The following is a 14,767-nucleotide window of genomic DNA, read 5'->3' on the forward strand; positions in this document are numbered from 1 at the left end:
CATGTTGCAAACAATTACCAGGATTCCAGTCGCTAATTATTCAAATCTAAAGGGGCAGACCGGCTATTCCATCAAAATTGATGATAAGGAAATCGCCTTGTTTAAGACATCCAGGGGCAAAGTTTATGCTTTGGATAACCGCAGTCCGCATCCGAAAGGCGGTGTCCTTTCGGAAGGACTGGTCAGCGGAGAGTATGTTTACTGCCCGGTTTATGATTGGAAAATCTCACTTGTGGATGGCAATGTACAAGCTCCCGACACAGGGCAAGTCAAAATGTATAAAATTGAAATAGAAAAGGATATTGTTTTTGTAGTATTATAGTTTGAAAACAGGGAAGGATGCTGCACGATGGGAACAGGAAAAGTTTTACTGGTAGGAGCAGGGCCGGGTGATGTCGGTTTAATGACAATAAAGGGATTGGAAGCCATCAAAAAGGCGGAAGTTATTCTTTACGACCGCCTGGCCAATCCCAAGCTTTTGGAGTTTGCTCCGAGCGGCTGCGAACTGATCTACTGCGGCAAACTGCCGGATCGCCATATTTTGCGTCAAGAACATATCAATGACCTTTTAGTCCAGAAAGCTTTAGAGGGAAAATCGGTTGTCCGGCTTAAGGGCGGCGACCCGGGTGTGTTCGGCCGCGTGGGCGAAGAAGCGGCAGCCCTTGCCCAATATGAAATCCCGTTTGAAATTGTGCCAGGTGTAACCTCGGGAATTGCCGCTCCGCTTTATGCAGGCATCCCTGTTACCCATCGTGAGTATGCGGAATCATTTGCGGTTGTTACCGCTCATGATAAATCACAAGACGGCAAACCTAAGCTTGACTGGGAAGGTCTTGCGCGGGGTGTCGATACCATTGCATTTTACATGGGAGTCGGAAATTTGCCGTTTATTTGCGAAAATTTAATGAAGTATGGAAAACCAGCATCAACTCCTGTGATTCTCATTCAATGGGGCACATTCGGCCGGCAGAAAACATTGCAGGGTACACTAGAGGATATATCAGCAAAAGTGGTGGAAGCCAAGTTCAGGAATCCGTCGATTATTCTAGTGGGTGGAGTCGTGTCACTGCGGGAAAAAATCAGCTGGTTTGAAAAGAAGCCTTTACATGGACGGCAAATCCTGCTTGCCCGAACAGGCGATTGTGCCAGCGAACTGGCGAAGGAATTAAGTGAGAATGGTGCCGATGTAATAGAATTTCCAAAATGGAAGCGGGTGCCTGTACCGGTTAATCAAGACGTGCTAGCAAAAATTTCTGACTATCAAAGAATCCTATTCTCCTCCCCTGAAAATGTGGATGAATTTTTTAAAGCATTAAAGGAAGACACCGTTGATATTCGAAAAATTACCGCCGATTTATTTGGTGTATCAATCAAAACGATTCGTGCTTTAGAGGAGCGCGGGTTTGTTCCTAAGCTGATGGATGAGATGTCAGGGTCAGGGAATTTGCTGATTGTCGGGGATAACACCAGCTTAAAGAACAACTACGACAGTGCTGACATTTGGATGACAAGTGAAAAAGTGCTCGATGAGCAATACCTGCCAATTTTTAAAAGGATACTTGGAGAAGCCGAGTTGAATACAGTGATATTCCCATGCCGTGCTGCTGTTGAGCCGTTTGTTGACGCGTTAAAGGCATGTGATTTGGACGCAATGAAACTACTACAGGCCGTGCAATTGGTCAGTATGGGCAAACAAACGCTAAGTGCCGTTTCAGCCATGGGACTGCCTTCCAGCGGCATGCCGAAGAAAGCAACCAAGGAAGCTCTGGTACAATATTTGGCCGAAGAGAACGTGATGGGACATGAGTAATTTATATCCTATTATGCTGCAGCTAAACGGGAAAAAGGTGGTTGTAGTGGGCGGCGGCCGGGTAGCAGAGCGAAAAGTGACCAGCTTGCTTGAAACTGGTGCACAAATCAGCGTTATTAGCCCGGATGCTACCGAGTTACTCAGAGCTAAGGCTATCGAAGGGAAACTTAATTGGCAGTCCCGTCCTTTTGAAAAAGCTGACCTTAAAGACGCGTTCATGATCTTTGCGGCCACAAATGATTCAAAGTTAAACCAGGCTGTAAAACAAGCGGCTGAGCCCCGTCAGCTTATTGCCATAGCGGATGACACGGAAGGTTCTGACTTTCATGTCCCAGCCTATCTGCAACGAGGGCGGTTAACTATTGCTGTCTCGACTGGCGGCGCAAGTCCGATTCTAGCTAAGCAAATTCGCGATCAGCTTGAAGAGCAATTTGACCCGAGCTACGAGGAATATCTGGAATTTCTTTACGATAAGCGGCAGTGGATACTGCAGGAAATTAACGATGTGTCCTTGAAAGGTAAACTATTAACAGCGCTTGTCAGCCCGGAATTATTGACAAGCAGGAATCGAGATGCAGATTTTAAAAAAATATTTGAAGAAGCAGCAGCGGATACCCACTAAAAGGTATCCGTTTTTTTGTGCGAAAAAACTCAATTCATCACCTTTATGGGATAATTTTCCCTATTTTTTAAAAATCTTCAGAAAAGTAGTTCCATTTTTTAAAAACGTGTTATATAATACAAAACGAGGCAAGTTACTGTATTATAACAAAGAGGTGATTAAGTTCATGTCGACGCAGATAAGGGGTATTGAAGTGGTCGGGGCCATAAAAGCCCAGTATGACGAGATTTTAACGCCTGAAGCTTTGAAATTCATTGAGGAACTGGAAGAGAAATTCGGGACCCGAAGACTGGAGCTGTTACAGTCGCGGCAGGCACGTCAAAAGGAAATCGACCAAGGAAAGCTGCCAGATTTTCTTCCGGAGACGAAGCATATCCGTAATGGTGACTGGACGATTGCACCGCTTCCGCAGGATCTTCTGGACCGCCGAGTGGAAATAACCGGACCAACTGACCGGAAGATGGTCATTAATGCGTTAAATTCAGGGGCAAAATTGTTCATGGCCGATTTTGAAGATGCCACTTCCCCGACATGGGAGAATATCGTCGAGGGACAAATCAACTTGAGAGATGCAGTAAAGCGGACGATTTCTTTTGAAAATCCTAATGGAAAAAAATACGAGTTAAACGAGAAAACTGCTGTGCTAATGGTGCGGCCGCGCGGACTTCATTTGGTAGAAAAACATATCCTATTGGACGGCCGCCCGATTTCTGGAAGCTTTGTCGATTTCGGACTCTACTTTTTCCATAACGTAAAAGAGCTGCTGGCACGTGAGTCAGGCCCATATTTTTACCTGCCAAAGCTTGAAAGTCATTTGGAAGCCCGTCTCTGGAACGATGTGTTCTTGTTTGCACAAGAAAAACTTGGAGTGAAGCAAGGGACTATTAAAGCGACTGTGTTAATTGAAACCATCTTGGCGGCGTTTGAAATGAATGAAATCCTCTATGAACTAAAGGAACACTCCGCTGGCCTAAACTGCGGCCGCTGGGATTATATTTTCAGCTATTTGAAAAAACTGCGCAGCCAAGGGGATGTGATTCTTCCGGATCGCTCGCAGGTGACGATGACCGTACCGTTTATGCGGTCTTACTCGCTATTGACGATTCAAACCTGTCATCGCCGCAAGGCTCCGGCTATGGGTGGAATGGCTGCTCAAATTCCGATAAAAAATAACCCGCAGGCGAATGAAGAGGCGTTTGCAAAGGTGCGCGCCGATAAAGAACGCGAGGCCCGTGACGGACATGATGGGACATGGGTTGCCCACCCGGGACTGGTTCCGGTGGCGATGGAAGTATTTAACCGCGAAATGCCGACGCCAAACCAAATCCATAGTGTAAAGCAGCAGAAAATTACGATTACGGCCAGAGATTTGTTGGAAGTACCCGGTGGAACGATTACAGAAGAAGGTGTCCGCACCAATATCAATGTTGGAATTCAATATGTTGCTTCCTGGTTATCCGGAAGAGGCGCAGCGCCTATTCACAACCTAATGGAGGATGCAGCAACGGCGGAAATCTCAAGGGCCCAGCTTTGGCAGTGGATTCGCCACCCGAAAGGTGTCCTGAACGATGGCCGCAAAGTAACAGCTGAATTATATCAACAATTTAAGGTAGAGGAATTGGAGAAGATCAAGCAGGAAATGGGAGAACAAGCCTACTCTGGCGGCCGCTTTGACGAAGCCGTTGAGCTGTTTGATAACCTGATTTTGCAGGATGAGTTCAAGGATTTCTTGACTCTGCCTGGGTATGAACTTTTGTAAGTAAGTAATTTTTTTATAAAAAATATTAATAGATTAATAGGGAGGAATACTAAAATGACAAATTCAAGAGTAGCAGGTTTACAAGAAAGCTGGGAAATGGATGCACGCTGGAAGGGGATTACCCGCCCATATACAGCAGAGGATGTTATTAAACTCCGCGGTTCAATTGATATTGAACATACATTGGCACGTACTGGTTCAGAGAAGCTTTGGAAGCTGTTGAATGAAGAGGACTACATCAACGCTCTTGGTGCCCTGACTGGCAACCAGGCCGTTCAGCAGGTAAAGGCAGGCCTGAAAGCCATTTACTTAAGCGGCTGGCAGGTAGCGGCGGACGCCAACCTTTCCGGCAATATGTATCCGGACCAAAGCTTGTACCCTGCTAACAGCGTTCCGGCTGTTGTCAAACGAATTAACCAAGCGCTGCAGCGGGCTGACCAAATTACACATTCTGAAGGCGACAACTCGATTGACTGGTTTGCACCAATCGTGGCTGACGCAGAAGCTGGTTTTGGCGGTCAGTTAAACTGCTTTGAATTAATGAAAGGCATGATTGAAGCAGGTGCTGCCGGGGTTCACTTTGAAGACCAGCTTTCCTCCGAGAAAAAATGCGGCCACTTAGGCGGTAAAGTATTGCTGCCAACGCAAACAGCAGTCCGTAACCTGATTGCCGCTCGTTTGGCTGCCGACGTTATGGGTGTTCCAACTGTATTGGTTGCCCGCACGGATGCCAACGCTGCGGATTTAATTACGAGCGATATCGATGAAAATGATGCTCCATTTATTACAGGTGAGCGCACAACAGAAGGTTTCTTCCGCACTAGAGCTGGACTTGACCAGGCAATTGCCCGCGGTTTGGCCTATGCACCATATGCTGACTTAATTTGGTGTGAAACGTCCGAGCCGAATATCGATGAAGCTCGCCGTTTTGCTGAAGCGATTCATGAGAAGTTCCCTGGCAAGCTGCTTGCCTACAATTGCTCGCCGTCATTCAACTGGAAGAAGAAGCTTGATGATGAAACCATCGCGAAGTTCCAACAAGAGCTTGGCAAAATGGGCTACAAGTTCCAATTCGTCACACTTGCCGGCTTCCATGCCCTAAACCACAGCATGTTCGAACTTGCCCGAGGCTACAAAGACCATGGCATGGCTGCTTACTCCGAGCTTCAGCAGGCTGAGTTTGCCAGCGAGCAATACGGCTATACAGCGACTCGTCATCAGCGTGAAGTAGGTACTGGCTACTTCGACCAAGTATCAATGGTCATCACTGGCGGAACATCGTCTACTACAGCATTGAAGGGCTCTACAGAAGAAGAGCAATTCACTGGTTCTAAAAAATAATCGTTAGGTTGAGTCCTCTTCTCCTATTTGGAGAGGGGGATTTTTGTGTTCTACGTGCCCAAAAACGAGTTTAAGGAGGGAAAAAGGTAACGTAGAACCTGTCTACGTGCCCGGAACCGGGTTAAATGAAGTTTTGAGGTCACGTATACCCGCCTAAGTTTCCTTTGTCTGTAACCTTTTTTGTGTTAAAGTCATACATAATAATTAGCCTATTTGATGGAGTTGATTTTTTTGAAAAAGCCCAATGTTGATGAGGTGTTGCAGCAGGGGATTCACGGGGCTTTGGAGACGAAGCCGGAAGAGCGGCGCAAGTACTTAGGGACCTTGAGGGAACGAATCATTGTGGCACTTACGAAAAGTCAGGTTGCAGAAGCAAAGCCGTACCCAGAGCTTGGCCAATTCATGAAGCAGCACCCACAGGCGCATCTTTTTTTAAACGGAAATATGAACTATGACGACTTATCCAAGTATGTTAAAATCGCGACCAAAAACAAAATCGGCCATACGATTGTTACCAACAAGGAGCACGACACGGATATTGGCTTAGTACTGGCGATGGACTATGCCATTGACAAAGAAGAGATACTTATTACAAAAAAGGCAGCATACACTAACGAGGTTAAGCCAGAAAAAGGCTTTTTTGCGAAATTATTTAAAAGGTAAACCAAAGGAGGGGCTTTAATTAGCTCCTTTTTGTGTTTTGACAATTCTATTTTCTGTAGAGTGACCAATTTGCTAGTTTGCTGGACCTCCAACTTTTAGTATTTCTGGATTTATCTGGGTGATAAATATATCATTGAGATAACAGAAAAATACGCTGAATGGGAGGAATCTTTGTTGAAAAGAATTTTAGATTGTACCGCAGCAGATTTTCAGAGAATGAATGGTCAGGACTTAAAACAATCGATCAGAGCCTCTGAAGGAAGAACGATACTATCAGAAACAATGACGGCAGTAGCTCCGTTATATCCCAGTGTTACCAATGCAGAGCTTGCTGCTGCATTCGGTGCGGATTTACTATTATTAAACTTATTTGATGTCTTTAACCCATCGATTCAAGGCTACAAATGTAAAGAAAATGAATCAGTTGTTGAGAAAATAAAGGAATTAACAGGGCGACCTGTAGGTCTGAATTTGGAACCAGTTGACCTTAATGCCCAACAAATTGAAAACCTCGATACACTATCAAAAGGCAGAGTGGCTTCAGAAGAATCATTACGAGAAGCAAAAAAATTAGGCTTCAACTTTGTCTGTTTAACAGGGAATCCAAAAACTGGCGTAACCAACGATGAAACGATTACCTCAATTAAAAAGGCACGTGAAGTTTTTGGGGATGAAGGATTAATTATTGCCGGAAAAATGCATGGTGCGGGAGTCGCAAATGAAACAGGCAGCAGCATTGTATCCGAGGAGACCATCACCAGCTTTATCGAAGCGGGTGCTGATATTATCTTGATGCCAGCTCCAGGAACCGTTCCAGGAATTACGTTAGCGGCGATGGAGAAGTTTGTTAGCTTGGTTCATGCTAATGGTGCACTAGCTATGCTGACAATCGGTACAAGTCAAGAGGGTGCAGATGAAGCAACAATCCGCCAAATTGCCCTAAATAGTAAAATGGCGGGTGCAGATATCTATCATATTGGTGACACTGGTTTTTATGGAATTGCGGTACCCGAAAATATTATGACCTATTCTATTGCCGTTAGAGGAAGACGACATACCTATGTAAGAATGGCTTCCTCAGTAAAACGGTAACGTAAGAGAGTGTGAAAAATGAGGATTAAAGGAATTAACCATCTATTATTTTCCGTTTCAAATTTAGAGCAATCAATAGAATTTTATCAGAAGGTTTTTGATGCAAAGCTGCTGGTAACAGGGCGCAGCACGGCCTACTTTGATTTAAATGGATTATGGCTTGCGCTGAACGAGGAAGTAGGAATACCTAGAAATGAAATCTCCCAGTCGTATACGCATATTGCTTTTTCCATAGACGAAGCAGATTTTCAAAAAATGTACGATAAACTGAAAAGATTACAGGTAAATATCCTCCCCGGGCGTGAAAGAGATGAACGAGATAAGCGGTCTATTTACTTCACCGACCCTGATGGACATAAGTTTGAGTTTCATACCGGAATCCTTCAGGATCGGTTAGATTACTATAAACAAGATAAAACGCATATGAAGTTTTATGATTGAAAAAGGGGCCTCATGAGCCCCTTTTATTCTGCCACTTCCACGGTTTCCTCCAGATGTATTTCCACGTTTCCCTGAACGGCTCTGCTGATCATACATGAGGTTTCTGCTTTTTTTGCCAGTTTATGAGCCATCTCAATGTCCCCTTCATTGGCCGCAGCACTCAATACGATATGAGGACGATGAATGATTTTTTTATACGTAATGACTCCTTTCGTCACATCGACAATTCCCTCAGACTCCATGGTTAAACTTACCTTTTCCAGCCCTCTGCGTTCCATCATTGCCGCCAGTGTAATGATATAACAGGTTGCTGCTGCACCAAGCAGCATTTCATCAGGGTTGGTACCGACCCCGGGGCCATCCATTTCCGGCGGGATCGATACCTGTGTTTTAAGATTTGCCGTCTCAATTTCTCCCACATCATTCCGCAGCCCCGGCCAGTTTGCTTTTAGATGAAAACGATGTTCAGCCATTAGTTGTTCCTCCATTACTCTTTTTTAGTTTTGTGACCACATACTTTGAAAATATGGTATGGTAGGTTTAGTAATTTATTTGGAGCCTATCATACATGAAAATTTTCAAGAAATTTGTTCTACTAATCATTCTATTCCTTTATTTGGCGATTCTTACAAAGCTCGTGCTTTTCAAATATATTCCATTATCGGAGATTATCAATCATTTTAATTTCAGCAATCAGCCATATTTTTGGCGTACCAATAATTTTGTTCCGTTCAAGACGATTAACTTTTATTTGTTCCTGGCGGATATCAATCTTGATATTCGGGTCAAGAACCTGGCGGGGAATGTGATTGGCTTTATTCCGTTTGGTTTTATTCTACCATTGCTCGCAAAACGGTATCAAAAATTGGGTACCGTTGTTCTCGCCACCTTCTGTTTAAGCTTGACTTACGAAATCCTGCAGCTGGTTTTTGAATTTGGGAGCTTTGATGTGGATGATTTGATTTTAAATACGTTTGGCGGGTTTCTGGGCTACATTCCGTTTAAAGTTTGGCAGTTGATGACAAGGTCGAGAAAGAAACCGCGCAGGAAAAGAAAGTAAGTTAATGGGGAGATGCAGAACATCATGGCAAAAGAAAAAAGTGGATTCTTTATGCTGTTTGCAAAAAATCTAAAGAAATCAATGGGGCCAGGTCAGTTTGAGGCAAATTCACAGTGCGGTTATTCTCATTTATCCACTTTTGTCGAATATTAATCGTTTATTGATTCGAATCAGAGAATTTGAAATAAGCGGAGATTTTCCGGTTAGTCAGCAGAATAGCGCTAGATTCGGGCAATATAGGCGGAGTTTTTCCGATTAAGCAAAGAAAAATCACCCATTTTCACGTCTTTTGAGTCAATAGTCGGAATCTCTCCGTCTATTTGAGCCATTTTCAGTGCTATTTTCCAAATAGGAGAAATTTTTCCGCTTATTTATTAAACCCGCTTCTTGCACCTCTCAAGTAAACCGCTGAATTGTTCTTCCTATTTTTTTATTATTAAAAACATAAACGAAATCCCCGTCTTTTCAAGTTCATAGCGAGCAAAAGCTCTAAATCACCCTTTTCTTGTCCATACTGTTATGGTAAATCATTGCTCTAAAGCGGAAAAGTTTGGTATCATCATTATTAAAATGAGATTGGGAACGGAGGGAACCAAGATGTCACGGATTTCAAATGACCAGGTCAAGCATGTGGCCAATTTGGCACGGCTGGCACTTACTGATGAAGAAGCTGAGACGATGACAAAGCAGCTTGATGCAATCATCACGTTTGCAGAGCAGTTAAATGAGCTCGATACGGAAAATGTGGAACCTACATACCATGTTCTGGATATGAAAAACGTTTTGCGCGAGGATATTCCGCAGCCGGGATTGCCGCGAGAAGAAGTTTTGAAAAATGCACCGGAGCATCAGGACGGACAATTTAAAGTACCATCAATTTTGGGAGAGTAAGGGGGATAGAATCGTGAGTTTATTTGATCATAAAGTTTCAGATCTTCATGAGCTTTTACATAAAAAAGAACTAAAAGTTTCTGACCTTGTTGATGAGTCGTACAAACGAATTTCTGAGGTAGATGACAAAGTCCAAGCATTTTTAACATTGGATGAAGACAGGGCACGTCAGATGGCAAAGTCGCGTGATGAAAGCCTGGATACCACAAAAGGGCTGCTATACGGCATGCCAATCGGGGTAAAGGATAATATCGTCACAAAGGGTCTTAGGACAACCTGCGCTAGTAAAATTCTGGAAAACTTTGATCCGATTTATGATGCCACTGTTGTTCAAAAACTGCAGCTGGCAGAAACGGTGACAATCGGTAAATTAAATATGGACGAGTTTGCGATGGGGTCTTCTAACGAAAACTCCCGTTTCCAAAAAACGCGCAACCCATGGAACCTGGACAGAGTACCAGGCGGTTCGTCAGGCGGTTCGGCAGCATCAGTTGCGGCAGGTGAAGTGCTGTTTTCCCTTGGTTCCGATACCGGAGGTTCGATTCGTCAGCCAGCTGCGTTTTGCGGCGTTGTTGGTATGAAGCCAACTTACGGAAGGGTTTCTCGTTTCGGGCTTGTGGCGTTTGCATCGTCGCTCGATCAAATCGGCCCAATTACGAGAAATGTCGAGGACAACGCCTACCTGCTGCAGGCTATTTCTGGGTTAGATCCAATGGATTCAACCTCCGCAAACGTAGAGGTGCCAAACTTTGCAGCCGCATTGACAGGTGATGTGAAAGGTCTAAAAATTGCTGTACCTAAGGAGTACCTTGGTGAAGGTGTACAGGAATCCGTTCGAGAATCTGTCTTGAATGCGCTAAAAGTCCTTGAAGGACAAGGTGCTGTTTGGGAAGAGGTTTCCCTTCCGCATTCCAAATACGCGCTGGCAGCCTACTATTTAATATCTTCATCCGAAGCGTCGGCCAACCTGGCTCGCTTTGACGGTGTGCGCTACGGTTATCGGACGCCGGACGCGGAAAATCTGCTGGACTTATATAAAAAGACTCGTGCGGAAGGCTTTGGTGATGAGGTAAAACGCCGGATTATGCTTGGAACGTTTGCGTTGAGCTCAGGTTATTATGATGCCTACTATAAAAAGGCACAAAAGGTAAGGACATTAATCAAACAAGATTTTGAGCAGGTGTTTGAAAAATACGATGTGATTATCGGGCCGACTACTCCGACACCGGCATTTAAGATTGGTGAAAAGATTGAGGATCCATTAACAATGTATGTTAACGATATTTTAACTATCCCTGTAAACCTGGCGGGAGTACCGGGGATTTCCGTTCCATGTGGTTTTGACGGAGGCCTGCCGCTTGGATTGCAAATCATTGGCAAGCATTTTGATGAGGCAACCGTTTACCGTGTGGCACATGCATTTGAGCAAGCAACAGACTACCATAAACAAAAGCCGGAACTGTAGGGGGAGTGTAGCTGTGATAAGGGAATTTGAAACAGTAATTGGACTCGAGGTTCACGTCGAACTTAAGACAGATTCAAAAATATTCTCGGCAAGCCCAAACCAATTTGGTGCTGAGCCGAATACAAATACAACAGTCGTTGATCTCGGTTATCCAGGAGTACTGCCAGTGTTAAATAAAAAGGCAGTCGAATATGGTATGAAAGCGGCAATTGCGTTAAATTGCCAGGTTGCTACCCATACGAAGTTTGATCGGAAGAACTACTTTTATCCGGACAATCCGAAGGCCTATCAAATTTCGCAGTTCGACCAGCCAATTGGCGAACACGGCTGGATTGAAATTGAAGTGGACGGTTATACGAAAAGGATCGGGATTACGAGGATTCATTTGGAAGAGGATGCTGGCAAGCTGAACCATGAAAAGGGTTATTCCTTAGTGGATATTAACCGTCAGGGAACTCCGCTCGTGGAAATCGTTTCTGAGCCTGATATCCGCACTCCTAATGAAGCATATGCATATTTGGAAAAATTAAAATCTATTATCCAATATACCGGTGTTTCCGACTGTAAAATGGAAGAAGGCTCGCTCCGCTGTGATGCCAATATCTCCATTCGTCCAGTTGGACAAGAGGAATTCGGCACGAAAACCGAATTGAAAAACTTAAACTCGTTCAATTTTGTCCGCAAAGGACTTGAGTTTGAAGAAAAGCGTCAACGCGAGGTTGTGTCTGCCGGCGGAAAAATCGAGCAGGAGACACGTCGTTTTGATGAAGCGACGGGTGCGACAATTCTGATGCGGGTGAAGGAAGGCTCCGACGATTATCGCTACTTCCCAGAACCAGACTTGGTTGAACTCTATATTGATGAAGACTGGAAAGCGCGTATCCGAGCCGAAATTCCTGAACTGCCGGATGAGCGGCAAAAGCGGTATATCGAAGAGCTTGGCTTGCCGGTTTATGATGCCAAGGTCTTAACGGTAACGAAAGAAATGGCTGATTTTTTTGAAGCTACCGTTAACAACGGCGCTGATGCGAAATTGGCTTCCAACTGGATTATGGTCGATGTTTCGGGCTACTTGAATGCCGAAGGCAAAGAGCTGCATCAGGTGATGTTAACACCGGAGAGCCTTGCTGGCATGATTAAACTGATCCAAAACGGCACGATTTCTTCAAAGATTGCCAAGACCGTCTTTAAAGAGTTACTCGAAAACGGCGGCAATCCGGAACAAATCGTCAAGGAAAAAGGATTAGTGCAAATCTCTGATGAAGGTGCCCTCTTAAAGATTATTTCTGAAGTGTTGGATAACAATCCAAAATCCATTGAGGACTTTAAAGGCGGTAAAGCCAAAGCAACAGGCTTCCTTGTCGGCCAGATTATGAAGGCTACCAAGGGACAAGCAAACCCGCAGATGGTCAATCAATTATTGCAGCAGGAATTGCAAAAAAGATAAAACAAAAGCTGGCAGATTAGTTTCTGCCGGCTTTTTTGTCGCGATAAATTGTCGATGCAAGTTTCGACAATCACTGCACCATTTCCCGGGAAAATTTCCTTTATTGAAAAGGGTTTAAGGCAGATTCATCCAAACGTTTGGGTGATAGGGGAAATTCCAAGTTTCTGTCGAACGGTAGAAAAACAGTCAAGAAAGCCTCAAATTCGTAAGAGTTTACCATTTTCAAAGACATACACTCGACATGCTTCCACCGGAAATATGTTGAAAGTCTTTTATTATGCCATCTTGCCAAACTAAACAAACGTTTGGTTAGAATTCAATTTCCAACAAAAAACTTGGGATAAATTTAGTAAAATCGTTATTTTAACAGGATTAACCCCCCATTTAACCAAACGTTCGTAATATAAGGTTAGCCAGATTTTTCTGGTTGACCTTTTTCTTATTAGTCTTATTATAGCGGTAGTCGGGGTAGAACGGCTCAAACGTGGGACTTGATCCCGAAATCAAAACTGTTCACCCCCTACTTGTATGAACATGTTTCGGGCTGGTTGGGACGCAGATCCCGTTTAACAAGCGAACCTATGACATTACAAGGAGCTTTAGGGGTTACCGACTAATACTATATTTTGGAGGGGGAGATTAAGTCATGAATCCAGTCGTAGGTCTGGATGTAGCAAATGGGGAAAGCCAAGTTCAGGGCTTTTTAGATAAGGGGAAACCGTATCGTAAGGGATTTAGTTTTAAACATAATCTTGATGGCCTGGGGAAGTTATTGAGATTCCTTAAAGAACTTGAAAAAATAACAGGTGGTCATCAACCTTCGGTTGTGTTGGAATCGACAGGTCATTATCATACTCCTGTTGTTCATTTTTTGGAGGAACAGAACTATGTCTATATTATTGTGAACCCACTTATTTCTCATAGAGCTAAAAGTTCAAGTCTTAGAAAGGTAAAAACGGATGCGATTGATGCTTACCATTTATGTGAATTGTATTATAAAGAGGAATTAGAGCCCCACAAAAAGCGTGGAATACAACTTTTAAACCTTCGAAATCTTACAAGGCAACAAGAGTCTTTAGCTGAAGTAGCAGCTCAAACAAAGTTACAATTTCACGCTATTTTGGATCAGGTTTTTCCTGAGTTTAAAGGTGTATTCGGGAGTTTATTTTCAAAGGTTTCATTGCTTACTCTTCTAGCTTTTCCAACTTCTGAAGCGGTGTTAAGTGCAAGCGAGTGTGAAATAGCAGCTAAGATTACCTCACTGTGCCATAGTCGCTCGAAAAAATGGGCAAAAGAAAAGGCCCAAGCATTAAGAAATGCGGCCCTTCGTAACCCGTTTCAAAAAAACTTATATCAGAGTCATATTATCAATATCGAAATACTGGCAAATATAATTCTTCAATACCAAGAGCATCTATCGAAGTTACAAGCAGAAATAGATGCCCTAGCTAAAGAATTTGAAGAATATAAGATTATCCAGTCTATCCCTGGGATCGGAGAAAAAATCGCCGCCACGATTATTTCCGAAATTGGAGAGATAGATCGGTTTAATCACGCAAAAAAGCTGATAGCATTCGCAGGAGTCGATCCAAGTGTTTATTCCTCAGGTAAATTTACCGCCTCGAAAAACCGTATCACTAAACGAGGTTCTATCAGGCTCAGACATGCTTTATATCTGGCAGTTCAAAGTGGGATACGTGATTCTCGTAGGAAGAAAACAACAGAAGAAATCATCCCACGTAACAAAAGGTTAAGAGCTTTTTATGACAAAAAGCGAGACGAAGGAAAACCTTATAGAGTAGCTGTCATTGCCTGTGTTAATAAGTTATTACATTGGATTTATGCCTTACTAAAAAGCAAAACAAATTTCCATGATATGGATTAAATCCTATATATAACTAAATAAAACAAAACCTTCCAGTATAGTAGTGAGGGAAGGTTATTTGGCATGCTTATTTTTAGTATAACACGTGTATTTTTAACTTTTTACTGAAAAATGTTGACAAACTATTAGCTGGTTTTGATTAACGAAAATTGCCCGAAATTTCCCTGATCTTAGATAATCATGTAATGCCTTTTTTCAGTAAATGACAAACTTTTTAGGACTTTACCGAAAAACGTTATGATATAGGGCTTTCTGCTATCTATCCAAACGTTTTGATTAACAGTCCGTATT

15 protein-coding genes are annotated in these 14,767 nt (G+C 43.4%); 14 read left to right on the forward strand and 1 reads right to left on the reverse strand.

All coding sequences use genetic code 11. The features are described from left to right. The first annotated feature begins 1 nt into the window (after position 1). From nirD to fosM, 8 genes are all read left to right on the forward strand, one after another. Positions 2–322 carry a nitrite reductase small subunit NirD gene (nirD, locus tag ACZ43M_RS02175; RefSeq protein ID WP_464505856.1) on the forward strand — a complete coding sequence of 107 codons (321 nt, stop codon included), beginning with the start codon at positions 2–4 and terminating at the stop codon, positions 320–322. Between the two features lie 27 nt (positions 323–349). Continuing rightward, positions 350–1,810, forward strand: coding sequence for a uroporphyrinogen-III C-methyltransferase (cobA, locus tag ACZ43M_RS02180; RefSeq protein WP_464505857.1), 1,461 nt, complete (start codon positions 350–352; stop codon positions 1,808–1,810). Next, positions 1,803–2,432 carry an NAD(P)-binding protein gene (locus ACZ43M_RS02185; RefSeq protein ID WP_464505858.1) on the forward strand — a complete coding sequence of 210 codons (630 nt, stop codon included), beginning with the start codon at positions 1,803–1,805 and terminating at the stop codon, positions 2,430–2,432. The genes cobA and ACZ43M_RS02185 overlap by 8 nt, the downstream gene beginning before the upstream one ends. A gap of 166 nt (positions 2,433–2,598) precedes the next feature. Further along, the gene (gene aceB, locus ACZ43M_RS02190) at positions 2,599–4,191 is read left to right on the forward strand and encodes a malate synthase A (RefSeq protein ID WP_464505859.1); all 1,593 of its coding nucleotides are present in this window, start codon (positions 2,599–2,601) and stop codon (positions 4,189–4,191) included. Positions 4,192–4,245: 54 nt separating this feature from the next. After that, on the forward strand, positions 4,246–5,532 hold the full coding sequence (gene aceA, locus ACZ43M_RS02195) for an isocitrate lyase (protein WP_464505860.1): 1,287 nt from the start codon (positions 4,246–4,248) through the stop codon (positions 5,530–5,532). Positions 5,533–5,763: 231 nt separating this feature from the next. Beyond that, positions 5,764–6,195: a YueI family protein gene (locus ACZ43M_RS02200; protein ID WP_464505861.1), complete on the forward strand. Its 432-nt coding sequence runs from the start codon at positions 5,764–5,766 to the stop codon at positions 6,193–6,195. A 174-nt stretch (positions 6,196–6,369) separates the two neighbouring features. Next, positions 6,370–7,287 carry a DUF7916 family protein gene (locus ACZ43M_RS02205; protein ID WP_464505862.1) on the forward strand — a complete coding sequence of 306 codons (918 nt, stop codon included), beginning with the start codon at positions 6,370–6,372 and terminating at the stop codon, positions 7,285–7,287. 18 nt (positions 7,288–7,305) lie between these two features. Further along, positions 7,306–7,728, forward strand: a complete 423-nt coding sequence (fosM, locus tag ACZ43M_RS02210) for a FosM family fosfomycin resistance protein (protein WP_464505863.1) — start codon at positions 7,306–7,308, stop codon at positions 7,726–7,728. A gap of 23 nt (positions 7,729–7,751) precedes the next feature. Here the strand turns inward: fosM and ACZ43M_RS02215 are convergent, their stop codons facing one another. After that, on the reverse strand, positions 7,752–8,201 hold the full coding sequence (locus tag ACZ43M_RS02215; protein WP_464505864.1) for an OsmC family protein: 450 nt from the start codon (positions 8,199–8,201) through the stop codon (positions 7,752–7,754). A gap of 95 nt (positions 8,202–8,296) precedes the next feature. Between ACZ43M_RS02215 and ACZ43M_RS02220 the strand changes: the two genes are divergently transcribed. From ACZ43M_RS02220 to ACZ43M_RS02245, 6 genes are all read left to right on the forward strand, one after another. Next, positions 8,297–8,788 (forward strand): VanZ family protein, encoded by a 492-nt coding sequence (locus ACZ43M_RS02220; RefSeq protein ID WP_464505865.1) that lies wholly within the window; start codon positions 8,297–8,299, stop codon positions 8,786–8,788. 24 nt (positions 8,789–8,812) lie between these two features. Then, positions 8,813–8,941 (forward strand): hypothetical protein, encoded by a 129-nt coding sequence (locus ACZ43M_RS02225; protein ID WP_464505866.1) that lies wholly within the window; start codon positions 8,813–8,815, stop codon positions 8,939–8,941. A gap of 444 nt (positions 8,942–9,385) precedes the next feature. Beyond that, positions 9,386–9,679, forward strand: a complete 294-nt coding sequence (gatC, locus tag ACZ43M_RS02230) for an Asp-tRNA(Asn)/Glu-tRNA(Gln) amidotransferase subunit GatC (protein WP_464505867.1) — start codon at positions 9,386–9,388, stop codon at positions 9,677–9,679. A 13-nt stretch (positions 9,680–9,692) separates the two neighbouring features. Continuing rightward, a complete protein-coding gene (gene gatA / locus ACZ43M_RS02235) occupies positions 9,693–11,144 on the forward strand; it encodes an Asp-tRNA(Asn)/Glu-tRNA(Gln) amidotransferase subunit GatA (RefSeq protein ID WP_464505868.1) in 1,452 nt (483 codons plus the stop codon). Positions 11,145–11,160: 16 nt separating this feature from the next. Continuing rightward, positions 11,161–12,591: an Asp-tRNA(Asn)/Glu-tRNA(Gln) amidotransferase subunit GatB gene (gene gatB / locus ACZ43M_RS02240; RefSeq protein ID WP_464507922.1), complete on the forward strand. Its 1,431-nt coding sequence runs from the start codon at positions 11,161–11,163 to the stop codon at positions 12,589–12,591. A 646-nt stretch (positions 12,592–13,237) separates the two neighbouring features. Beyond that, positions 13,238–14,476, forward strand: a complete 1,239-nt coding sequence (locus tag ACZ43M_RS02245) for an IS110 family RNA-guided transposase (protein ID WP_464505251.1) — start codon at positions 13,238–13,240, stop codon at positions 14,474–14,476. Positions 14,477–14,767 lie beyond the last annotated feature (291 nt).

It is taken from the genome of Neobacillus sp. B24, from assembly GCF_055381825.1.

Bases quoted from the DNA above. Each gene is read 5' to 3' on its own strand.
- nirD (WP_464505856.1), top strand. From the start codon at position 2: ATGTTGCAAACAATTACCAGGATTCCAGTCGCTAATTATTCAAATCTA.
- cobA (WP_464505857.1), top strand. From the start codon at position 350: ATGGGAACAGGAAAAGTTTTACTGGTAGGAGCAGGGCCGGGTGATGTC.
- ACZ43M_RS02185 (WP_464505858.1), top strand. From the start codon at position 1,803: ATGAGTAATTTATATCCTATTATGCTGCAGCTAAACGGGAAAAAGGTG.
- aceB (WP_464505859.1), top strand. From the start codon at position 2,599: ATGTCGACGCAGATAAGGGGTATTGAAGTGGTCGGGGCCATAAAAGCC.
- aceA (WP_464505860.1), top strand. From the start codon at position 4,246: ATGACAAATTCAAGAGTAGCAGGTTTACAAGAAAGCTGGGAAATGGAT.
- fosM (WP_464505863.1), top strand. From the start codon at position 7,306: ATGAGGATTAAAGGAATTAACCATCTATTATTTTCCGTTTCAAATTTA.
- ACZ43M_RS02215 (WP_464505864.1), bottom strand. From the start codon at position 8,201: ATGGCTGAACATCGTTTTCATCTAAAAGCAAACTGGCCGGGGCTGCGG.
- ACZ43M_RS02220 (WP_464505865.1), top strand. From the start codon at position 8,297: ATGAAAATTTTCAAGAAATTTGTTCTACTAATCATTCTATTCCTTTAT.
- ACZ43M_RS02225 (WP_464505866.1), top strand. From the start codon at position 8,813: ATGGCAAAAGAAAAAAGTGGATTCTTTATGCTGTTTGCAAAAAATCTA.
- gatC (WP_464505867.1), top strand. From the start codon at position 9,386: ATGTCACGGATTTCAAATGACCAGGTCAAGCATGTGGCCAATTTGGCA.
- ACZ43M_RS02245 (WP_464505251.1), top strand. From the start codon at position 13,238: ATGAATCCAGTCGTAGGTCTGGATGTAGCAAATGGGGAAAGCCAAGTT.